Genomic DNA, 23839 nt, shown 5'->3' on the forward strand with positions numbered 1-23839 from the left:
CTCTGTTATGAAAAGAAATATATTTTTTATTTTAGTACTGCTATACTCCTTGTCAGGATATACCCAGATTTCAGTAGATCGGGACTCTCTTGTTATAGATTTATCAAAAGATAAATTTATGGAAGAGGCCGATGCGGACGGGTTGTATCAAGTAGTGACAGAAGTCAATGAGTTGTCGTCGGAAGATGGTGATGTCCGAAATAAAGTTCTTCCGTTAGACGCCCCTCTCTTGAAACCCCCGTTGAAACCATTAGATCCGTTAGATCCATTAGAACCGTTAGATCCTCTTTTGCCAGCGCCTCCATCCCTGCCCGAATTGCCAAGCACGGTAGAAATAGACCGGGCAAAAGCAGTAGGTGAAATTCCTATTCAATCGAGAATAGAAAATGGCTCACTCACATACAGTGTACCTATTGAAATATATGGAGGGAAAAACGGACACCAACCCGCTCTTGCCTTATCTTATAATAGTCTGATGGGGAATAGTATTGCCGGATACGGGTGGTGTATAGGAGGATTATCCTATATATCTATTTGTAATTCAAATTATTATTATGATGGAAGTAATGCAAAACCGGCTAGTTTAGATAAGAATTCTGCCTATTCATTAGATGGCAGTAGGCTTATTAAGATATCAGAAACAACTTCTCAAATCAATTATCAGACAGAGCACGGCAATGTGAAAGTTACATTTTATGCACCATCAGGAAAATACTATTTTGATGTTTGGTATCCGGATGGAAAGAAAGTAACTCTTGGATATCCCACCAATACATCGGCACAAATTACTTACCCGATTACTAAAAGTGTAGATGCATTCGGAGGGTATATTGATTTTACTTATCTGTTGGATAATAACGTCTATTATGTCACCGAGATCAAATATGGCAGTAATTCTACTCAATATGGTGCTATAAAGTTTACCTATCAGGCAAGAAGCGATGTTCAATCTTCCTATATAGCAGGGCGGCTGATGAAGGATAGTAAATTATTGTCGAAGATAGATACATATTATCAATCATCAATGCTTCTTAGTACTTATACGCTGAGTTATGACACAAGTATATATAGTTTCTTGTCTAAAATCAGTCTTAAATCGAATGGCAAAGAAGTTAATCCGCTGATGTTCTATTATGGAGGTGAGTCTGATGAAAGTCGTTTCCAGACAAGTACGGCTTTTCTTGAAACTTATTTTGCTAACAGTAAGGCTCCCGATCTTATCCTGCATAAGGGTAAGTTTAATTCTCTTGCCCGGAGTGAGGGGCTTGTCGCCTATCCTAATTTTGAATCTTATGGCATCACCGCTCGTGATAGCAAAGGGAATTACTTATATGGAAGTAGATATGATCCTGCGCAGAATCTGTTGGTTTATAAGAATCTTGGCGACTATTTCTGCTCACCAGTAAAGATTCAGGCAGGTAATGGATTCCAGAAATTATATCCTGTTGATATAGATGGTGATGGAAATGATGAACTGGTTAGAATTAATTATTGGTTGCATGATCAGAACAGTGCCAAAGTAGATATTACTACTTATGATAAGAATATGACAGCCCGGAATGCATCCTTCCTATTAGAAGGAACTTTTGCAGAAGGCAGCAGACAAAGTGCTGTCCCCAGATTATTCATTACCGGAGATTTCAATGGGGACGGAAAGATGGAACTCGTTGCCGTTTCGGGCAATAAGCTACCGAAAGGAGAAACCAGGACATGGTCAAGAACCACTATGTTTAATCTGGAATTAAGGTCTAAGATATATGATCAAACTCCATTCTTATTTGATTATTTTAAAGATGCGCTTTTTGCTGTCGACTATAACGGGGACGGGAGAACGGATATTTGCCTCATAAATGGAAGTGGAACTTATATTTACTCCTATCAGGGAGGTACTTTTGTGCAGATTGCATATACAAGCGGCATCAGGAACACGGATATATCAAGTAGTTCAAAAAGAGAATTACTGGTTGAGGATATTAATGGTGACGGACTCACGGATTTTCTTTTAGGTCCTAAAAGGAATGATTACTGGATTGAAATGAAAAAACGTCCTTGTGGTGAATGTAGTGGCTGTAGAGGTGAGATTATTGATGATCCGATAATAAGGGATCCTTTTCTTCCTGATAATAGTGGCAAGGTTGATATCAATAAGCCTCTTGAACTGACCACTCCGTGTATTAGACCCATTTCTTATCCGGTAACTCATTATAATAGTACATATAAAACCTGGACTGCTTTGTTGGCAACCGGCAGTGGATTTGTAAGCAGCACATTTGAGTTTTTATCTAATTCCGATACCAATTATCAGTTTCTGTTTCATGATCTGAATGGTGATAAACTTCCCGATTTAGCTGTAAAATCCGGAACTCAAATCAGTGTACATCTGAACCAGAACGGTAAACTGAATACTATGGCCGAATCTGCAAAGGTGACTGTAGATTCTGAATCTCATTTTATAACAGGAACTATAGGAGACGGATATAGCTGTAGGACCAGCCAATTGCTAAGTATTAAAGATGCCACTGTCACTCCAATTTCCTTTACACGTAATGATGTCCGGGGAAGAATGCTGACCGGCATGATTAACAGTTATGGAGTGATTGAGAAATTTGATTATGAAAATCTTACTAATGGCAGTATGTATTGGACGACATCTGACTATAGTGTGGGTTTCCCATATAATAAGCTGTATATAGACGTTAATATGGTGAGTAATGCATACTCTATTTATAATGGTAAATATATATCTTCTGTATCGTATTATTATAATGATGCTGTTGCGCATCGTCAAGGCTTAGGCTTCTGTGGGTTCAGGAAAATTAGGATATATGACAATAACAGGGGAATTCAGACTGAACAGACTTTTGATCCCATGAAGTTCGGGTTCATTACTCAAGTGGTCACTCCAACGGCGGAATCGTCTTATAACTTTCATATGGTTACCTTATCAAATAAGGTAGTCAGGATGATTTCGAGCAGCAAGGTAGAAAAAGATAAGTTGAAAAACGTGACAGTAAATTCCAGTTGCGTCTATGATGTTTATAGTAATGTAACGAAAGAAACATCTGTTTACAGCGATGGTCTCACGATAACAACTGATAAGTCTTATCATAACATAGACAATAGCACGACTTATAGAATAGGGCTGTTATATGATCAGGTAACCACTAAAACAAAAGATGGTTTAACATGGGTCGGCAGAAATTACATACCTGTATTTGATAATAATCAGCTTCCGATTGTTACTGTGAACTATGTAAACGGGAAATCAGCCTCTCAAGTCAATCGTTCATATAAAGATGGGCTGGTTACTCAGGAACTTCTGACAGAGTATGGAGCTGCTACTACCTTAAAAACTCTGTATGAATACGATTCTTATGGGAGGGTCATAAAGAAAACGACTCCTTTGAATCTTGTGAGTACGTATGCGTACAATCCGAAGGGATTACTTTACTCTGTAAAAAATCATAAAGAACAGGAAACCACGTTCGAATATGATGATTGGGGTAGAAAAGTAAAAACTGTCTCTCCGGATGGTTCTGTAGAAACTACTTCATATTCTTGGGCTACGGCTCCGGCTTCAGCTTTAAGGCTTACTACCGTTTCTGCTACAGGCGCTCCGACTTCCCGGACTTATTATGATGCTTTAGGGAGGGAAGTAAGAAGTGGAAAACAACGCTTTGACGGGAATTATATTTATACCGATAATGTGTATGACGAGAGAGGGAGGTTGGCTAAAGTTTCCGTGCCGTTCAAGGGAGCCACTCCTGCGCAATGGAATACATATACTTATGATTCTAATGATAGGATCATATCATTAAAATATGCATCCGGTAAGGAGGACACTTTTTCATACTCTAATACAAACGTGACTTCGGTGGTAGATGGTGTTTCAAAAACAGAAAAACAGGATGCTTCCGGAAATATAATATCAGTTACCGACCCCGCAGGTACCACTGCTTATAATTATAGACCAGACGGTCAGATGAATAGCGTAATTGCTCCGGGACAGATTACAACTACATTCGGGTATGATGATTTTGGCAGACGAATTACGATGAATGACCCAAGTTTCGGACTAATCGAATACGGTTATGACGCTATGGGGAATGGAGTTCTGGAAACTGATGCCAATGGAAATACTACGAAGAAAACTTATGATAATTTTCATCGTTTGACAAAAAAGGAGGTTGCCGGACAGACAATAAACTACAGCTATAATACTGACAATCTCATAGAATCTGAGGTAAGTTCAAACGGGACGTCTAAAACCTATACTTATGATGCTTTGATGAGGCTGAGGACTATGAAAGAAACGAATGTGGATGGAAAATGGCTCGAAAAAACATTTACTTACACCAGTGGGCGTATATCAGGCTTGGCGTATGCTTCTAATGTTGGCAGTATTGTGACTGAAAACTATACATATTCCTATGGTAATCTTTCGGAAGTGAAACTTAATAACTCGACATCCATCTGGAAGTTAACTGCTGAAAACTCATTAGGATTAACGACCGGTATAAGCACAGGTATTCTGACCCGTACATATTCTTATGATGCAAACGGGATTCCAACGGGTAGGGTAGTTAAAAACGGTTCTACTGTTATTCAGAATTCCGGATATAATTTTAATGCTAAGACGGGCAATCTGAATTGGAGAAAAGACAATGTGAGGAACATTCAGGAGAGCTTTGGTTATGATAATCTGAACAGATTAACAAGCTTTGCCGGAAAAACGGCTGCTTATAGTAACAATGGAAATATAACCAATATATCTAATGTAGGAGCTTTTGTGTATAATGATGAGAAACCTTATGCAATAGCTTCGATTACTCCTTATGGTACGGAAGTTCCACTTCGGGAACAACAGATTACCTATAATGCTTTAAGAAGACCGGAGACTATTACTGAAAATGGTTATGTAGCAACATTTACATATAATGGGGAAGGTAATAGGGTCAAAATGAATCTGAAGAAGAACAATCAAGTCCAACTCAATAAATATTATTGGGGAAACCAATATGAATTCGAGACAGGAGTTGCGGGTTCAAAAGAAATTCTGTACCTTGGCGGCGACGCATATTCAGCGGCAGCAGTGTATGTGAAAGAAGGTTCAGGGGCTTGGGCTGTTTACTATCTATGCAAGGATTATCTGGGCAGTATAACTCATATCGTTAATTCTTCGGGTGGGCTGAAGCAGGAGTTAAGTTATGATGCATGGGGGAGGTTGAGGAATCCTGCTAACCAAGCTTTATATGCGGTTGGCACAGAACCTACGTTATTCTTGGGCAGAGGTTATACTGGGCATGAGCATCTGACTGCTTTTGGTTTGATTAATATGAACGCAAGGCTTTATGATCCGGTTATAGGCAGATTCCTGTCTCCTGATCCGCAGTTGCAAGATCCATATTTGAGCCAGAATTATAATAGGTATTCTTATTGCTTGAATAATCCATTAAGGTATATTGATGAAGATGGAGAGTTCTTCTTAGGGTTTGTAACAGGCTTTTTCAGAGGATTATTTAAGAAGGGGAATATCTTGGAAAGGATTTCTTCAGCTTGGAAAGAGGGGATTAAGGGAGCGAAAAATGAACTTAAAATTAATTTTGGATTATTTCAGGGTTTGAAAGACTTTAAAATTCTTGATGTTTGGTCGCGCTTTACTTGGGAACTTCCTCAAACAGTAGCTGGTGTAGTATGGTCTCAATATAGAAATGCTATAGGAAATGTAGATAGAGTAGAGTATTTTGATGGGGCAACTTATGTAATAAATGAATGTTCACCAACAAAAAACAATGGTGTTACATTAGGTAGCTTTATTAATATAAATGATGGGAAAAGTGATTATTGGGGTGATGGTAAAATGCCTGTTGACAATGATGGAAACTTTGATCCTACAAAAGATCAACTTTATATGCATGAATATGGTCATTATTTGCAGAGTAAAAGCTATGGGTGGAGCTATTTGGTAAAAGTCGGAATACCTAGTATTATTAGTGTACAAGATAAAAGTTATGTAACAATTGGCAATAAAACTTATCCTTCCCATGACTTAGAAGATTACGAAATGGATGCAAGTAAAAGGGCGAAGAAATACTTTGAGAAACATTATGGAATAATGTGGGACGAACCCAAAAATCCGACTTTTTATCCGCAAGCTATAAATTATAACTTTAAATATTAGAAATATGAAATTGATAAATAAATTACTAATAATATTATTAGGATGTTCTTCCTGCGACCCAAATACACATGAATTTGGCTTCGAGGTGTATAATCAATCGGATAGAGAAATAGATGTGTGTTTAAACATGTGGTATCTGGGTATCCATGATACTTTAGTACCTGCTTATCAAGACTATGATGCTACATCTCAATATAATTATGGATTTACAACCGTGGAAAAAAAATCAGCAAATTTGTTTATAGTACCTGGCTCAATTAGTACAGAAGAGATCTTTAGAATGGCTAATGATACGATACGCATCTTTATTTTTGATACTGATACACTTGCTAAATATTCTTGGGAGGAAATAAGTCGTAGCTATAATATCTTACAACGATATGATTTGACGCTAAAAGATATGAAACTTTTAAAACATGATATCTATTATCCTCCCACTCCCGCTATGCGTAATATAAAAATGTGGCCTCCTTATAATGAAAAAGTATCCATAACGAATGAAGCATTAAATTAATACATAAAATATGAAAAAACAAGTCATTCTATTAGCAATCAGCATCTTGGGAGTATTCTCTCTTCATGCTCAGGAGATAAACAAAAGTCTGACACAATCCAAAAAGGAAGTAAACTCACAGCCACGTAAGGGCACGGACTGGAATAAACAACCTATCGGTTACGTTTTTGCAGGTGCAGGCATAGGATATATTCCATCGGTAGAAAAGGTTGAGGGACTGGCTGCTTCTAATTACGTTACGGGACTTGACTGGAGAGTGGGAATGTCTCGTTACTACAATCGTTGGGGATGGGGAGTACTTGTACAGCAATTTCGTTCCAAGCAATCAGTTGCTTTCTATGATGGTGTACGTGCTATGGCTATGGATGATATAGGGCGGTTATTGTATATTGCCCCTCAATTTACCGGTCGATGGATTTTAGGAGAGAAACTAACCATCTATGGCGCAATCGGTTGGGGGTGGTTACGCTATAAAGAGACAGTGAAAGGAAGCGGATTGGGGGAACTCAGTGGTACAGCCAATGCTTTAGGTGGAAATTTCACAGTGGGTCTTGAATATCGTTTGAGTTCGGTAGTAGGTATGAGCGTAGATCTCGGTTTAATAGGAGGCGAAATAGGGAAACTAAAAGTGGACAATACTGGGCTGCAGGCAGCAATTGATGAGACGTACACCGGTAAAATGGATGTCACCCGCCTATATGCAACGGTAGGGGCACATATTTATATCTGGAAGAAAAAGAGATAACGTCTCCTATCTGGATATGTCCGGGTTGCTTTGAAAAGATGAAAAAAGTGTAGTGCTTGGAAATTATTGAGGGAATCATTTAATGTTTAATTATGCATGCAAAACATTTTCCTCAACTAAAAGGTTATTTATGTAGTATGGTAACAAAGATACTATTTATTTATAATTTGTCATTATCTTTGTAGTCATATCATATCAATGATGTCATTGAGTAAGGAAGCTACACTTTTGAATTGATTAAGAATGAGTAATATCTTTAAAAGACTATTCTCCATATTGGGGAACGATGAAAGTAAACCGGACTTTCGGACCTGCTGTACCCCTATGGAGGTATTTGATAAACAGAAAGTAAAAGCCATTGTAAAACAGTGGCTTTTGTTCATTGCTGAATACGAAACCCTGCCTAATGACATCATTGCATTGAACTTCAACTTGTGGGAAGCTGTCGAAGAAAATGGGCAGAGCTGCTATACACTCGAACTGACAGGCTCTAAACAATATGACGCGGAAAATGATGACTGGGCCTGTGAAGAAGATTTCGATCCGAGAGAAAGGAACTGTGATGCTTTGCAACTTTCCAGCGAAATTCCGTGGGAGGAAGTACTGAACGGCCTGGTGGAAGTTCTGAAAGAGTTAAAGAAAGATCTGAAAGAAATAAGTCTTTTTCAGGTGAAACATATAACAGTTGGGTTTGCGGAAGGCGATCTGATAGTTATAAAATAGAAACCTTCCGCAATGTGTGTAAGCAGATCTGATCCTAAGGTCGTGCTACTTGAAGAATGAACTGGGCGTTTGCTTATATTGTTTCACAAAGCAACGGGTGAAGTACTTGGGATCATTAAATCCCACCCGGTAGGCTATTTCTGATACAATGACGTTATTGGTGCTACTCTCTAATATTTTCTTGGCAATCTGTAGCCTGTATAATTGGATGAAACGTACCGGCGGAAGTCCGGTGAGTGATACGAATTTCTTATAAATCACTGTATAACTGATGTTCAGTCTTTCTGTCAGATCCTTTACACCGAATTGAGGATCAGTATAGTTCTTTTCCAGAATATTCATAACTTCGTTCATGAACTGCTGGTCGGATTGTCCCACTTCCAGCAGAATAGGATTCAAGTCTTGTTCTACGAATTTCTTCTGACGCAAATCCCTGTTCTTCAAGATGGAGTCTATGTGGGCTAATAATACGGATTGTTCGAAAGGCTTGGTGATATATCCGTCTACTCCGTTTTCATAGCTTTCTATCCGGGCAGTCTCACTTGAATTTGCCGTGAGAAGCAGGAAAGGAATGTGACTTAAAAGTTTGTCCTCGCGCAGTCTTTTGCAGAAATCGGAACCATCGCATACGGGCATCATTAGATCGGATACAATGAAATCGGGCACGATATTCTGGGCTGTCTTATAGCCTTGCTCACCGTTGTTTGCTTCAGCGATATTGTATTTTTCTTTTAGCATATTCTTGATATAATGACGCATATCGGGATTGTCTTCTACCAATAACAAAGTCGGCTTGCTCCTGTCTATAGGAATGAACGGCTCGATTTTGTCTTCAACGGGTACGGGCTCTTTATATTCCTCATGAATTTCATTCTCCGCTGCGTCCGCCAGCGTAATGGGGAAATATAATCTGAAAGATACACCTTCTTTTTCCGAACTCTTGACTTTAATCGTTCCGCCTAATAGGTTGATAAGCTCTTTTACGATGTGAAGTCCGATGCCCGTACTGCTCTGTCCGTAGTTTGTATATTTGTTCTGTTCGGGTATCCGGTAGAAACGGTTGAATATTTTGTCTATTTCGTCAGGAGCTATTATGCTGCCACTGTTGGTGACGGAGATAAACTGCATGAGTTTGTTCGACTTGTCGATGAATTGGTTGGCATGCAATGTGATTTTTCCTTTATCGGGAGTATGCTTGATGGCGTTGGATAATAGATTGAACAGTATCTTATGCAGGTTTTCCTTATCAGAATAGATATGGTCACTCTTCAGGCGGTATATCTTTTCAAAGCTGATGTTTCGTTCTTTCATCAGGTTGGAAAAGTCGGTTATTGTTGTGTTCAGGAACTTGCTGAAGTTGAATTGAGAGTAATTGAGCGTTAAGTTTTGGGTATCGATCTTGCGCAAGTCAATCAGTTGGTTGACCAGTGAAAGCAGGTATTGAGCATTCCGGTTGATAATCTGTAAGTCTTCTTTTTCCTTGGGATCGGTAGTTTGCCTGATAAGCTGGCTTGCCGGTCCTTGTATCAGGGTCAGGGGTGTTTTAAATTCGTGTGCGAGGTTGGTGAAATAGGATAGCTTCTCTTTGTTGATAGCCTCCATCTGTTCGGACATGATCTCTATCTTTTCTTTCAGAAGTTTCTGGATATGCTGTTGCCTTGCATTATACCAATAGATGATATAAAGCAGAATGGACATTATCAATATAGCGATAAGTGAGTAGAACCATCCTGTTTTATAGAATGGGGGATGTACAATAATGCTGAGACAGGTGGCCTCGGTAGACCAGGTGTTGTCATGGTTGGTGCATCGTATTTCCAGCGTATATTTTCCCGGCGGCAGGTTGGTGTACTTGGCGTTTCTCTTTACCAATCCTGTGTTCCAGTGCTCCTCCAGTTCATGAATGCGATGGAAGTAGAATACCTTTTCCTGTTCGATATAGTCCAGGCAGCTGAATGTGATTTCAAAGGAATTCTGTGGTGGATATAAATGCAGTTCCTTGGTTGTTGAGATACTTACAGGCAGATTGTCGCTGTTCAGATAAGGTATCAGCTGGTTGCCGTTACAGACAACGCTGGTGAGGGTTATCGTCCGCTGCTTTTGCTTGGGCAGGTTTACCAGCGGGCTGAATGTTACGAAACCATCGATAGTTCCCAGTAACATATTGTGATTGATGGTCTTACAGCCGGATCTTTTATAGAATTGGGGTACCAGCAACCCGTCTCCTTCATCGAACTTGAAGGCCCGTTTTGTATTGATATCGAAGAAGTAAATGCCTTTTAGGGTGCTGATCCATAAGTTCCCGTTCTCATCGTCCAGAATGTTCGAGATGCTGGTGTCCGAAAGACCGCAGCGCACGGCATAGTTTTTGAAGGTATATTTTTCGTTGTTACCGTTGTCTTCCAACAGATAGATGCCATTTCCGAGGCTACCCAGATAAATCTCCCCTTTTTTAGTTTCGAATATACAAGTGATCTTTTCATTGATCTTGCTTTCGGGATCATCCAGTTTGTGCTGATAGTATATACATTCGTAGGTATTCCTGGAATCTTCCAGGTCGATGACGTACACGCCGTTTCCACCAATCCATAATCTTGACTGTGAGTCGATGAAGATTGTATTCATGTTATGAGCGGGTTCTTTGGACTGTGTGTAGAACTTTAGCCGGTTGATGGCTCCCGTAGAAAAATCGAGTGTATTGATATGGTTGCCGTTGCATATCCACAATGCATTCCGGGCAGAGTCCAGGGCTATGTCATGGATGTCATCGGAAGTCAGGGAGGAGTTCAAACTGTTGTAATGTTCGAATACGGGATGTGACAGATTGTTTTTATCCAGTTTATCCAGTCCTCCGCCTATTGTTGATATCCAGTAATTGCCATGCAGATCCTGAATGATACCCGAGATGTTGTTGTGAGCCAGTGAGCGAGGATCTCCCGGATTGTGTTTGAAGAACGAAAAGGAGTCGGCACCTTTCCTCTTAATGGCAAGTCCGCCATCTACAATTCCTGCCAGGATGTTTCCTTCTTTGTCTTCGAGCACCGTGCTGATGATGTTGGGCACTCCTTTCTCATACCCTTGCAGTGAATAATTGAAAGTTATGCGTTGCGGAGCCATGATATTAATTCCGCCGAAGTCGGTCCCTGCCCAGATATTATCATTCTTATCAACAAATATCCGGTTGACGATATTATCATTCAGGGACCGGGCTTGTATACCTCTGCTGAAAGTAACGAATTGGTCATTCCGCTGGTATATGTTCACTCCGTTTCTGGTTCCGATAATGATGTCGCCTGATGAGTTTTTATCAATATCTGTGATGAAGTTGGAGGAAATGCTGTGAGGATCATTGGGGGTATGCTGATAGAGTATGCAGAACTGATTCTGGGTGTTATAGCAGTATAAGCCACTTTGGGTACCGATCCACAGATAGTCACCATACGAAAACAGGCGGTTGAAGATTAACTGTGAAGTATCTAAGTTTGCAACTACGGGTATATTGCTGTAATCCTGTTTACCCGAAGGAGTGAAATGCAATAAACACTTATCGCCTCCCGCCCAGATATCACTTCCATGTTTTACAATGGTTCTGATATCCACGTCTTTTTTCAATATCCGGATATCTTTTATCTGCCTTTCTTCGTCCAGAATGATGTAGGCGAGTCCGTCACTTTTACCTACCCAGAGATTATTGAAATCATCGACAAGCAGGGCCTGAACGGGAGAGTAAAGCACATTATTGTTCTTGCCGGAGTATTCCTTATAGAAGTTGAGATTTTCGTGAAGGAGATCAATGCTCATGATGCCGGCTTCGGAAGCTACCCACAAATAATTGTTGTCGTCTTCGTCAATGTCATTGATGTAATTACTCTCAATAAACAGATACGGTTGCCTGGGAGCTGTGGAGTAGTGTTTCAGTTCGTAACCATCGTAACGGTCGAGCCCGTTGGAGGTTCCGAACCACATGAATGAGTTGTGATCTTTGTGTATGGCTCGGATAGAGTTGTCGCATAATCCGTTCCGGATAGTAAGATAAAGGTAATTGTATTGGTTTGGATTATCCTGAGCAAGCGCTAAACCCTGCCCTTGCAGGAAGCAGAGCAGGGTTATGATTAGCGCTATTGTCTTCGTATACTTCATATCCGGCATGGAGATTTAGTTATTGAAAACTGATCCAGTCGATATCAACTTTACCGTTTCCTTTCAGGGACACATATAAATCGTGAATGCCGGTCGGAGCGGAACGAACCGAGGATTCAATATTTGTCCATTTATCGGTTTTGGGAACTTTTATTTCCGAGATAACCGGACCGTTTGTTCCGTTTATACGTATTTGCAGTGTTCCTCCATTGTCCGAGGTTACTCTTGCTTTCACTTTCCGGGGGGTACTATCTCCGAAGTTCACCCGGTTGTACTGCACCCATGCACCGTTTTTGCTCAATAAAGTTTTCCAGCCTTCGAATTTGTTTGCTTGGTTCAGGTAATCGATGGCTGCTCCCTGATTGCTTAACCGGCTGTAGCGATCCAGTTGAATTTCTTTCCGGGCGTCTGTTATGCCCACTCCGCGCAGGGTGGGGATTACTTTTTGGATAGTGCCGTCCGGGTTGAAGAATAAGGAGTCAATCCGTGCCGATCTGTTTTTATCGAATTCGGGGGAGTAATCGTTGTGGTGATAGAACAGATACCACTGGTCTTTGTATTCCACCAATGAGTGGTGATTGGTCCAGCAGCCGGTTGGTGATTCGTCCATAATGATACCCTTGAACTCAAAGGGTCCCATGGGGTTGTCTCCCATCGCATAAGCCAGAACTTCCGTTTTCTCCTTTACCCAGGGGAATGTAAAGTAATATTTTCCGTTGCGTTCAAAGGCGAAAGGTCCTTCTTTGAAGCCTTCGGGTAACCCTTGAATTTGCATGGGCTCTGAGGCAAGTTCAAGCATATTGTCTTTCAGTTTTGCTACTGACATTCCGCGGCCTGACCAGTATATGTAGGCTTGCCCGTCTTTATCAATGAGCACGCAAGGGTCGATGCCGTTGACCCCTTCAATGGGAGTGGCTTGCGGGGTGAAAGGGCCGTAAGGCTTGTCGGCTATGGCAACTCCGATGCTGAAACCGCGTTTGCCTTCACCTTTAGGGGTGGATGGGAAGTAGAAATAATATTTCCCATTCTTGTATACACATTCGGGGGCCCACATGGAATAGGAGTCAGGAGCTACCCAAGGTACATTTTCCTGGCTTAGGATCACTCCGTGGTCTGTCCAGTCTACCAGATTGTCTGACGAGAAAACATGGTAATCTGCCATACAGAACCATTCTTTCAAACGCTCGATGGGGCTTGGAATGTCATGTGAAGGATAGACATACATCTTGCCTTCAAAAACTTTGGCGGTAGGATCGGCAGTGAACAGATCCGTAATAATGGGGTTCTGAGCTTTTAATGTACCTATTATTACCAGAAATGCGGATAATAAAAATAGTCTTTTGTTTTTCATAAGTTAATTGTTTTTTATGTGCACGGGTTTTCTATTTCTTCATCCGGACACAAAGATAATGCAAATCGAATGTAGAACTTTCATGCTTGCATGAAAAAAATATTTTTATAGTAAAGTGACTTTGACGGATTGCAGGTCCCGGGCTGCGGAACTTGTTCCATAGAATAACTCGTACTCGCCCGGTGCCACACGCATGGTGTTTGTAGAAGGATCAAAACATTCGAATGATTCGGATGGCAACTCTATCTTGACATCCTGTTTGGCTCCTGCTGCGAGTTCTACACGTGCATAGGCTTTCAGGGACTTTAATGGTCCGTCAGCATCATCTGTTTTGCGTATGTAAACCTGTACGACTTCAGTTCCGGACCGTTTGCCTGTGTTGGAGACTGGTACAGTCAAGGTCAGCGACTCATCTGTACGGAGTTGGGTTTTGTTGCAACTGGCTGTACCTACGGCGAAATCCGTGTAACTTAATCCGAATCCAAATGGGAACAGAGGGTCGGACATATACCGGTATGTACGTCCTTTCATGGAGTAATCCTCATAGTCGGGAAGTTGTTTCGTACTTTTGTAGAAAGTGACGGGCAGCTTGCCGGAGGGGTTATAATCACCGAACAGCACGTCGGCTACAGCATATCCACCCAGTTCTCCTCCATACCATGCCTGGAGAATGGCGTCGCAACTTTCCGTTTCGGGCAGTAATGCCATAGACGATCCGGAACAATTGACAAATACTACTTGTTTTCCGGCATCTTTCAGGGCTTTCAGGAAGTTCCGCTGTACAGCAGGTAATTCTATATCCGTACGGTCGCCTCCTTTGAAGCCGGGAATATTCACAGGCATCTCTTCCCCTTCCAGTTGTGGCGAAATGCCGCCTACGAAGACCACTACATCTACGCCTTTAAGTTTCGAAATGCTTTCACTGTAATTGATCGGGAATTCTTTGCCGAGGTTGAACTTCAGGTTTGCAGCCCAGTTTTCTACTTGTGCATAGAGTATTTCTATCTTATATTCTTTCCCTTTCTCCACTTGTAGCATGGTGCGGGTATCGGTGGTTCTCCAGGTGCGCCGTTTAGTCATTGACTTGCCGTTTACCAATAATTCAAAGTAACTGCAACCTTCGAGATTGAGGAGAATTTCGCCTGATTCCTTCGGAGTTAATACGGTTTCGTATTTGGCTGAGAACTTTTCAAGGTTCACTCCCGGGCCGAAAGTATGTAATCCGTATGTAGTCACGTTGATAGGCTGGGTGGTACGGAGCGAAGAGACAGGCTCTCCCTGGCGTTTCGGATTGTTCCAGAATGTAGCTTTTATGCCGGGTTTTCCATCTATGCTGCATTGGTCAAGATAGGACTCCAATGTTTGGTCATTCACCAGATCACAGCCTTTCATGTAGACGATCTGATTCTTTTTCAGCTTACTTTTGAAGCCGTCCAGGATGGTAATGGTCTGATTCGGAGTTCCGTTGTAGTTGCCCCACAGCATAGGTTTGTCATCGGCATTAGGACCGATAACCGCAATCTTGCGGATGGATTTACTTAAAGGCAATACATTGTTCTTGTTCTGTAAGAGTGTCATTGTCTGGCGTGACATATTCAGTGACAAATCTTTGTGAGCCTTACAGTTGACTACCGACATCGGTATTTTTGTCCAGTTCACTAATGACGGGTCATCCATTTCTCCGAGTTCAAAGCGTCCTTCCATCAGGCGGAGCACATGTTTGTCCACTTCTTCTTCCGTTATCAATCCTCTGGATACGGCTTCCGGCAGTTTCTGATAGGCATATCCGTATCCACATTCCACATCTGTACCTGCCATGGTTCCTTTAACGGCTGCATGCACGGCATCGGAGGAACTTTTGTGGGAAGTCCAGAAGTCGGCGATGGCTCCACAATCGGAGACTACGAGATATTTGAATCCCCATTCATCACGGAGTATTTGTTGAAGCAGACGGGTGTTTCCACAACAAGGATCATCGTCCAGACGCTGGTAGGCACACATCACTTCGCGTACATCGGCTTTCTGTACCAATGCCTTGAACGCAGGCAGGTAGGTTTCCCACAGGTCGCGGGGACTGACGTTGTTCAGATTGGCTGTATGACGGCTCCATTCCGGACCACTGTGTACGGCGTAATGCTTGGCGCATGCAAGTAGTTTGCGGTACTTCTCATTTTCAGGTCCCTGCAATCCTTTTACTACTGCAATGCCCATTTGAGAAGTCAGGTAAGGATCTTCCCCGTAGGTTTCCTGACCACGTCCCCAGCGGGGATCACGGAAGATGTTTACATTGGGAGTCCAGACGGAGAGACTGTGGAAACGGACGTCTTCCAATCCATTGCGTACGCGCTCGTTGTGTTTGGCACGCATTTCATCGGAGACTGCATTGAAGATTTCGAATACCAGTTTGTCATTGAATGAAGCGGCCATTCCTACAGGTTCGGGGAAGACGGTTACATTTCCTTGATTGGCTACCCCGTGAAGGGCTTCACTCCACCAATTGAATTTCTTTATTCCCAGGCGTGGAATGGCTTCCGAATCATCACACATCAAGAGAGCTTTCTCTTCTAAAGTCAAGCGTTTCACTAAATCCTTCGCTCTTTCTGCCGGACTTAGTTCAGGATTCTGATACGGCAATGTTTGTCCCCACCCCGATAGGGAGAATAACAAACCACAGGTTACTAATACCTTTTTCATAATGATGTTATTTTCATGGTATAAAATTATGTTTTTATCTAAGGATGATATTTCTCCAGTATTTTAATTTCGTCTCCCGAAATATCGACCTCGAACAATGTTGGTTTTCGTGGCCCCGGGTTCTCGGAGTCGAGGCTTTGGTGATGCAGACACATCAGCAACTTTCCGTCGAATGTACGGAACAACATACCGTGCCCTGAGTTATTGGATATCAGAGGAGTATTGCACTGAACCCAGGGACCGGCAAGTTTATCCGACTTGGAGTAAGCTACTCCCTGCGCACAACGGTTGTTGTTCCAACTGGACCATAGCATACCTAAACGTCCCGTACCCGTCCGGAATAGGAATGGGCCGTCTGCCACGTAGCCTTCTAGCGCCATACCGAAAGTGAGCTCACCTATCGATTTCATTTCTCTTGGCCATGGAGCATCGGATGCTCTGAAAAGGGTGGTAGAGGTTCCCATTGATTCTGATAGATCCGGAGCAAGTTGGATGTAGTTGATTATACCGTTTACGGTTTGCATCCATTCGTGACAAAATACCATATAGGGCACTCCGTCTTCTTCCCAGAAACTACCGTCGAGTGTAGACCAGCCTTCCGGCAGGTAGTTCTTGTCGCTGATGGGGTGGTAGGGGCCTGCTACTTTGTCGGAAGTAAGGATATGGGTAGCACGGCGTTGTACATTGTATCTGTTAGGTACAGTGTCTACTATGATCTTGGGATTGGTGAAGGTGACAAAACAATAGTATTTGTCTTTATATTTATGGAGCTCCGGGGCCCATATTCTTGGAGCGGTCCCAATCCAGGAGGTTGTATCTACAGTAATGTATTGATAGGGGCCTGTCCACATCTTTAGATTCGTGCTTTTCCATAAACTACCGCCACTTCCAACCAGATAATACATTTGTGTTTCTTCATCGGCCAGGATAAAAGGATCGCTTAGCTGCAAAGAGTCAAAGCAAGTGGTGTCTATCTTATCTCCTTCCTTGCCGCCGATAAATGCATATTGCTTTACCGGTTCCGGGCTCTTAATCTGGTTACAGGCAACCAGACTAAGAACGAACAGAGTTATTGTGAAATGAAACAGTATCTTCATAGTTGCAAGTATTATTAAAACTACATCTGTATTATTTGAAGCATCATTTGAATATCAAGCCTGGGCCGGCTATGATACTTTCCAAAATAACTATTCGAATGTTAATGTTAAGTGCAAAAATAACAGGTAATCCCCTTAATAAAGGGTATAAAACTGTTTTTGAGGAGGATTTTTCTTGCTGCCAGGGCGTATATGTGGCACAAGTGTTATATTTGCAGGACACAAATCCATGGCAGCCTGCTTCCTGAAAAACTCAGTCATCTTTTTAAAAGTCTGCTCATTGAAAGTTATAGGACCGTGCTGTCCCTGGGGTACGGTAATAAACTCTTCCAATCGTCCTTTTGCACTTAAAGCATCTTTAAAGAAGACACTCTGGCAATGAGGAACAACGGTATCGGCATCCCCATGAATCACCAAAAACTTCGGGTCCTTTTCGTCGATATAAGTCATCGGATTCAAAAGGGTCAGCACATCCATGTGTTCAGCCGGTGTCCCTCCTATCAAGGCCGCCTCAGGTGAATCTACCCCTTTGGTCGTAGCACAGTTTTCCATGCGCGTCATGTCTATCGGTCCGAACCAATCCACCACTGCATCCACCCGGCTGCTAAAGGAAGTGCAATCTCCCACATTTCCTTCGATGTCCATCTCCGTATCACCCACCTTATATACTTTGACTCCATTGGTAGTGCCGGCCAGTGAAGACAAATGGCCGCCCGATGAAAATCCGGTGATACCGATAAAGGATGTATCGAGCCGGTATTCATCAGCATGGGCACGGATAAAGCGCACAGCTGCCTTCACATCATTGATCTGCGCCGGAAACTTCGCATCGCCACTGGAACGATGGTTGATGGAAACCACCGCAAATCCCCCGTCGAGCAACGGTTTCCCCATCGCCTGGAAAGCCATCTGCTTCATATTATTGGCAAACCAGGCGCTACCGTAGATCAAGACCACCACTTTATATTCAGTCTGTCCTCCATCGGGCAGATAAATATCGAGTTTATGTCCCTCCAGACTGTCATTAGCATAGTTGATATCAGTCCATTGCGTAATCTGTCCGAAAGACATGAATGAATAGAACAACGCACACACAAATCCAAAAACAAGTTTCATATTTTTCAGTTTATTAAAAAGTTGACAATTATTTAAAAAGAAGCGGAGCAAACTCATTCAATGCTCTGCGCCACGTGAGCCATTCATGGGCCGTATCGGGAGATTCATAATACACATATTTAATTCCCTGTTTGTCCATCATCTGCCGGAAAGCCTTCACTACTCCGGGGAAAGGATGCGGTTCGGCCGTACCAAGTCCCAGAAAGAAAACCTTAAACTGAGCGTTTACAGCCTTAGCATCTTTAAACTTCCCATTAAGGAAAGTAGTTGCATCCAGCGGTTCGGTACTCGGATAATTGGACGTACCACTGAAACCACCATAATAGGCAAAATGCCCGGGATTATTCATGGCAATATGCATAGTTTGGTTAGCCCCCATCGACAATCCTGCAATGGCGCGGTCTTCACGACCGGACAAGGTACGAAACTTAGCATCAATCATCGGAATGACTTCGTTCATCAGCACTTCTTCAAAAATAGAAGCAGCAAAAGGCGACTTTTCACCGGGCTTCGTAGCGTATCCATTGTCCATTACCACCAACATAGGAACTGCCTTTCCGGCGGCAATCAGATTGTCCAGAATCAAATTGGTCTTACCTTGTCTTCCCCATCCCGTTTCGTCCTCAAAACTACCATGTTGCAGATAAAGCACCGGGTAACGTTTATCTTTATTATCCCCATATCCCGCCGGAGTATAAACAAAACAACGCCTCCATGCTTTTGTCAGATTGGAATAATAATTCATCTCACTCAGCAAGCCGTGAGGAACATCTTTCAAGGCATAGAAATCGGCATCATGAGCCGGAACCTCTATACCACTGCCCCAACGACCCGCTCCATAGAAATAAATGGTACCCGGATCAGGAACAGCTGCTCCGTCCACATTCAGCTGGTAATAATGGAATCCCTCCTGTTGCGGAGCGGACTCGCCTGTCCACACACCCTTTTCATCTTTGGTAAGGTCATACTTCACGCCACCCAAATCGAGCTGTACTACCTTTGCTTCGGGTGCCGAAATTTGTACACGAACCTTACGCTCCGAATTGACCTGAGGATAAAGCTTCCCCGGTTGATTCACTTCCGATGGTTTGAAATCCTCCACTGTCTGCGCAAAAGATGGTAAGCCTACGCTTACCATCCATGACATCATACTCCAAAATAAAATTTGTTTCTTCATAAATTAGATATTACTTCTTAAATAAATTCGGTAAAAATTCATTCAGACATCTGCGCCAGGTAAGCCATTCGTGGGCTGTTCCCTGCGATTTATATGAAGCTACACGGATATTCATGCCTTGCAGAGCCTCAATAAGTTGTGCGGTTCCCATATTTTCTTCCGTTCCGCAGCCCAGGAACAAGTAATGTACTTTCTTGTTGAAAATATCGGCATCAGCAAACACTCCATTGAAGGCATTCTTTACATCCAGTCCGAAGATAGCTCCACTGAAACTGCCAATATACGAAAATTTATCAAGATTGGTCAAAGTAATGTCGAAAGTTTGCTTGCCACCCCATGACAGCCCCGCCATAGCACGGTGTTCGCGGTCAGTATAAGTACGGAATGTTTTGTCCACCATCGGGATAAGGTCATTTATCATCAGAGTGGCAAAAGAAGAACCATACAGGTTACGTTCATCATTCACATTCTTTCCGGGACGCGGGCGGAATCCCACTTCTACATCGCCACTTTCCATCACCACAATCATGGGCACACATTTACCTTCGGCAATCTGGTTATCGAGAATGTTGTACATGTAGCCCTGTGTGCTCCATCCGGTTTCATCCTCGCCCATGCCGTGTTGCAGATAAAGCACCGGATAGCGTTTCTTTGTATTTTTTTCATATTCGGCGGGAGTATAGACCACGCAACGACGGAAACGCTGCTGGCTTTCAGCATAGTAAGTACAGGTGCGCACCTGTCCGTGGGGCACATTCTGTGGGCGGTAATAATCGCCTTCTTTACCCTCAGGCACTTCTATCCCACTTGCCATACGGCTACAGCCAAAGTATGTGCAACTCATAGGGTCAATAACCGAGAAGCCGTCCACCAACAAGAAATAATAATGGAAACCAACTACCAACGGATCAGTCTTTACTGTCCACCAACCATGTTCATCCTTGTCCATATCATATTTCTTACCACAAATATCCACCTGCAAACGTTTTACATCGGGCGAGAAAATACGGAAATAGGCGCGGCTTTCCTTGTCCAGACGCGGAAAATCACAGCCATGCATGTTTGACGAAGCTTCCACCGTATTCTTCATTATTTCCTCTGTAGTGGGAAGTTCTTTACCCATCATCTTCAACATGGCGGCGGCATAGCGGCGGCCCAAAACGCGATAACCGGCAGCATCAAAGTGCAGATGGTCGGCAGCACAGCTCAAGCCTTTTGACGAAACAACGGCACAGTTCTTTATCACCTGCGGCAAGGTTGCTATGATCGGATTCATGGCGGCACAAGTACCCCCGTGGTCGGCATTCACTACCTCACCGGCCAGTAAAGGAACTTCTTCAGCTTTCAAATTTAAATCAGCCAGCAAGTTGTCATATACATCCTTTACTTTTGCAGGCCATTCCTCTTCTCCCGTGTTCGATTCACCCTGGTGCAATAAGATACCTTTTATCACGCCATCTTTCTGTGCTATTTTAGCCATCTCCACCAAGCGGGCATAAGGATCGTTGTCATACTCCTTGAGCATACCCAACATCCATTGCGGAGCTGTCTTGATATATTCCCCGCGCTTGTCTTTCTGGAAAAGTTCTATCTTGCAGCCGCCCACTGCTACATGCACCACACCCACACGTACATTTTCCGGAAGGTTCTCTATCATTGTCCGCCCAAAGTAGTCTACGGGAGTCAACCCCGTACGCTGACGACACAGCGGAGCACGTGCCGGATACCATTTACCCTTTACCCTGCCCAATTCTTTATTGTCTACAGCTGACAACACTTGGAAACGCGGACTTACCAATGTGTCCTGAGCCTCATAGCGGGCATTCCCTTCCATGTTCGATTGTCCCAGACACAGATAGATATAAAAGTTTGCATCTTGTGCAGATACAGTCAGGCTTGTAAGAAGCAGACCTGCCAACAAAGCCATAATAAGTTTTATACTTTTCATTTTTATTTTATATTGATAATAAATATAATAATTTGCTCTAAGTTTTTCGGCATTGCCGGTGAGTGCGTAAAACAAGCATGCGATAAATAATAACAGCTTTTTCATTCTATTCAATTATAAGGTTTCTACTCGTTTGCTTTCAAATGCAGTAAGTGCATTGCAAAGAAAGACTTTTTTTGCGGTTTAAATCACTTCCCATGTAACATAAACCTTTCTCTATAGCTCATTTCCATAAAAAAGTAGAACTTATCGGGCAATTGGATAAAAGATAAGGTGAAGGATGTGAGGGCTGAAAAGCGGATATATTGATGGTCTACTCATAACGACAAAAAGGCCATACTAATATTTCTTTCAGTATGGCCCTCATGAACTTTACCTATAATATCTATCGTCCTATTGAAATAATGAATATCATTTTTATTAATTTGCCCAACCGCGTACCTGATGTATTTGGTCGTTGATTTCGATTATATTTTGTGGAAGTGGCCAGTATTCGTTCTTGCCCTCAACGAATTTAAGTGTAATGTTAGCTTCGGCATATGGGTGACGTATGTCATACACAAGCTTGTGAGGTCTACTGCCACCGGAAGTCCAATATTCGTCAGTTTGATAAGGAACGTTATCAAGCACCTTGTCGTAGCACTGCTTGGCAATACCCCAACGAACGATGTCGAACCAACGGCAGCCTTCGAACCAAAGTTCATATTGCTTTTCGTTTTGAAGCACTTCGAGGTCAACAGTGGCAGATACGGTTGCTGAACCTGCGCGTTGCTGAATCTTGTTGATATACTTCTTAGCTTCATCCGGCTGACTTGATAAACAAGCTTCTGCATAAATCAGATAAGCTTCACCCAAACGGGCAATGCAGAGGTTTGTATTGTTACAGTTGTCACCTACAGAGAGGTCAGCGTCGTTAGGATGCATCATCATCTTCACTTCCATCACGTCACTACGAGAGAATGAACCATAAGTATTGGTGATACCACGGTTTTCGTCAAATTCTTTATCTGCGCGAGTAGTGCAAGTAGCATCGCTTTTCCAACCGCAGAGTTTTTCATCGTAAAAGAATTCGTCAGAAGTCAAGAAAGTAGCTTTACGACGATAGCTGTCACCATCGTTTGCCAGCATTTTGTGAGCAAACTCATGATTGATAGAGCCACCACCCCAACCACCGGCTGAGCAAATAAGTGGACTCGTACCACCACCTTTAATATCATCACCACGCCAGTTGAGTACGTTGGCCACCATCCAACGGCCACGATTATTACCACCTCTCCATGAGTCTGTACCACCTGCGGCCGCTGTATTAGTAACATAGTTGAATTCGAAAATCTTTTCTTCACAACCATCACCTTCTACGTGGAACAAGTCACGGAAACGTTCACCCGGAACGAGGTCGTAGTTTTGAGACTCTACAAGGGGTTTCATTACGCTAATCACCTTGGCATTGTCACCTGCAAAAAGAGCAGACTTACCGGCTACGAATCGAGCGAAACCTTGAGTTACAACCCAAGCACCTTCTTGATCATTCTTACCTTTACGTTCGGGCAAGTCAGAAAGAGCCTCTTCACATTCTTTCACGCACCAATCAAAGATAGCCTTCTGTGACTCTGCATTCACCGGTTTTTCATCGGTGATGAGGTGATCAATCAAAGGGGGCTGATAATACACCTGTGCAGCCAGCATGTGTGCCCATGCACGCATCACCTTAGCTTCGGCAACAGCTTGTTTCTTAACAGGAGTATCAGCTGTTTCACCAAAATAGTGAATTATCAAGTTGGCAGAATAGATTGCCTTATAGATGTGATTATAAAGCGTACTGATAGGGGCATAGCTGGGATCATAACGGAACTCATTAAGTCTACGGAAATCTGCATGGTCGTCAATGTTACCACCGGCTGCAAACACGTCGTCGGCAGAGTAGTTAAGACCCATGATATATGCATTCCAGATACCTTCAGTAGCACCGATTTCTCCGATATAAGTAGCATACATGGCTGTCAACGCGGATTCGGCATCCGCATCAGTCTTGTAGAAGTTAGCTGTACTGCTGGTTGCTTTCTGTTCCACATCAAGCATGTCTTCACACGCAGTAAACATCATACTTGAAAGCAAAGCGATTGATAAAAATATTTTTTTCATATCTCTTTCGA

12 protein-coding genes are annotated in these 23839 nt (G+C 42.7%); 4 read left to right on the forward strand and 8 right to left on the reverse strand.

The window, feature by feature from the left end; genetic code table 11:
* Positions 1-7 precede the first annotated feature (7 nt).
* The 4 genes from K6V21_RS06240 (at position 8) to K6V21_RS06255 (ending at position 8163) form a co-directional block, all read left to right on the forward strand.
* Positions 8-6181 carry an FG-GAP-like repeat-containing protein gene (locus tag K6V21_RS06240; RefSeq protein WP_224321253.1) on the forward strand — a complete coding sequence of 2058 codons (6174 nt, stop codon included), beginning with the start codon at positions 8-10 and terminating at the stop codon, positions 6179-6181.
* A gap of 4 nt (positions 6182-6185) precedes the next feature.
* A complete protein-coding gene (locus tag K6V21_RS06245; protein ID WP_224321254.1) occupies positions 6186-6695 on the forward strand; it encodes a hypothetical protein in 510 nt (169 codons plus the stop codon).
* A gap of 10 nt (positions 6696-6705) precedes the next feature.
* Positions 6706-7440, forward strand: a complete 735-nt coding sequence (locus K6V21_RS06250) for a hypothetical protein (RefSeq protein ID WP_224321255.1) — start codon at positions 6706-6708, stop codon at positions 7438-7440.
* A gap of 243 nt (positions 7441-7683) precedes the next feature.
* Positions 7684-8163, forward strand: coding sequence for a hypothetical protein (locus tag K6V21_RS06255; RefSeq protein WP_224321256.1), 480 nt, complete (start codon positions 7684-7686; stop codon positions 8161-8163).
* A gap of 45 nt (positions 8164-8208) precedes the next feature.
* Here K6V21_RS06255 and K6V21_RS06260 read toward each other — a convergent pair whose 3' ends face one another.
* The 8 genes from K6V21_RS06260 to K6V21_RS06295 form a co-directional block, all read right to left on the reverse strand.
* Positions 8209-12303: a two-component regulator propeller domain-containing protein gene (locus tag K6V21_RS06260; protein ID WP_224321257.1), complete on the reverse strand. Its 4095-nt coding sequence runs from the start codon at positions 12301-12303 to the stop codon at positions 8209-8211.
* 19 nt (positions 12304-12322) lie between these two features.
* Positions 12323-13654, reverse strand: a complete 1332-nt coding sequence (locus tag K6V21_RS06265; RefSeq protein ID WP_224321258.1) for a family 43 glycosylhydrolase — start codon at positions 13652-13654, stop codon at positions 12323-12325.
* A 105-nt stretch (positions 13655-13759) separates the two neighbouring features.
* Positions 13760-16348 (reverse strand): xylan 1,4-beta-xylosidase, encoded by a 2589-nt coding sequence (gene xyl3A / locus K6V21_RS06270; protein WP_224321259.1) that lies wholly within the window; start codon positions 16346-16348, stop codon positions 13760-13762.
* 38 nt (positions 16349-16386) lie between these two features.
* Positions 16387-17445 carry a glycoside hydrolase family 43 protein gene (locus K6V21_RS06275; protein ID WP_007216416.1) on the reverse strand — a complete coding sequence of 353 codons (1059 nt, stop codon included), beginning with the start codon at positions 17443-17445 and terminating at the stop codon, positions 16387-16389.
* A gap of 135 nt (positions 17446-17580) precedes the next feature.
* Entirely contained in the window at positions 17581-18561 is a 981-nt protein-coding gene (locus tag K6V21_RS06280; protein WP_007216415.1) for an alpha/beta hydrolase, read from the reverse strand.
* Between the two features lie 28 nt (positions 18562-18589).
* The gene (locus tag K6V21_RS06285) at positions 18590-19738 is read right to left on the reverse strand and encodes an alpha/beta hydrolase (RefSeq protein WP_115503661.1); all 1149 of its coding nucleotides are present in this window, start codon (positions 19736-19738) and stop codon (positions 18590-18592) included.
* Positions 19739-19748: 10 nt separating this feature from the next.
* Entirely contained in the window at positions 19749-21686 is a 1938-nt protein-coding gene (locus K6V21_RS06290; protein WP_034753274.1) for a sialate O-acetylesterase, read from the reverse strand.
* Between the two features lie 420 nt (positions 21687-22106).
* Positions 22107-23828, reverse strand: coding sequence for a RagB/SusD family nutrient uptake outer membrane protein (locus K6V21_RS06295; RefSeq protein WP_007661000.1), 1722 nt, complete (start codon positions 23826-23828; stop codon positions 22107-22109).
* Positions 23829-23839: the final 11 nt, after the last annotated feature.

The sequence above is a fragment of the Bacteroides cellulosilyticus genome (assembly GCF_020091405.1).
In the GTDB taxonomy this organism is placed as follows: Bacteria; Bacteroidota; Bacteroidia; order Bacteroidales; family Bacteroidaceae; genus Bacteroides.

Coding starts and splice junctions, on each gene's coding strand:
- K6V21_RS06240 (WP_224321253.1), top strand. CDS start 8: ATGAAAAGAAATATATTTTTTATTTTAGTACTGCTATACTCCTTGTCA.
- K6V21_RS06245 (WP_224321254.1), top strand. CDS start 6,186: ATGAAATTGATAAATAAATTACTAATAATATTATTAGGATGTTCTTCC.
- K6V21_RS06250 (WP_224321255.1), top strand. CDS start 6,706: ATGAAAAAACAAGTCATTCTATTAGCAATCAGCATCTTGGGAGTATTC.
- K6V21_RS06255 (WP_224321256.1), top strand. CDS start 7,684: ATGAGTAATATCTTTAAAAGACTATTCTCCATATTGGGGAACGATGAA.
- K6V21_RS06260 (WP_224321257.1), bottom strand. CDS start 12,303: ATGAAGTATACGAAGACAATAGCGCTAATCATAACCCTGCTCTGCTTC.
- K6V21_RS06265 (WP_224321258.1), bottom strand. CDS start 13,654: ATGAAAAACAAAAGACTATTTTTATTATCCGCATTTCTGGTAATAATA.
- xyl3A (WP_224321259.1), bottom strand. CDS start 16,348: ATGAAAAAGGTATTAGTAACCTGTGGTTTGTTATTCTCCCTATCGGGG.
- K6V21_RS06275 (WP_007216416.1), bottom strand. CDS start 17,445: ATGAAGATACTGTTTCATTTCACAATAACTCTGTTCGTTCTTAGTCTG.
- K6V21_RS06280 (WP_007216415.1), bottom strand. CDS start 18,561: ATGAAACTTGTTTTTGGATTTGTGTGTGCGTTGTTCTATTCATTCATG.
- K6V21_RS06285 (WP_115503661.1), bottom strand. CDS start 19,738: ATGAAGAAACAAATTTTATTTTGGAGTATGATGTCATGGATGGTAAGC.
- K6V21_RS06290 (WP_034753274.1), bottom strand. CDS start 21,686: ATGAAAAGTATAAAACTTATTATGGCTTTGTTGGCAGGTCTGCTTCTT.
- K6V21_RS06295 (WP_007661000.1), bottom strand. CDS start 23,828: ATGAAAAAAATATTTTTATCAATCGCTTTGCTTTCAAGTATGATGTTT.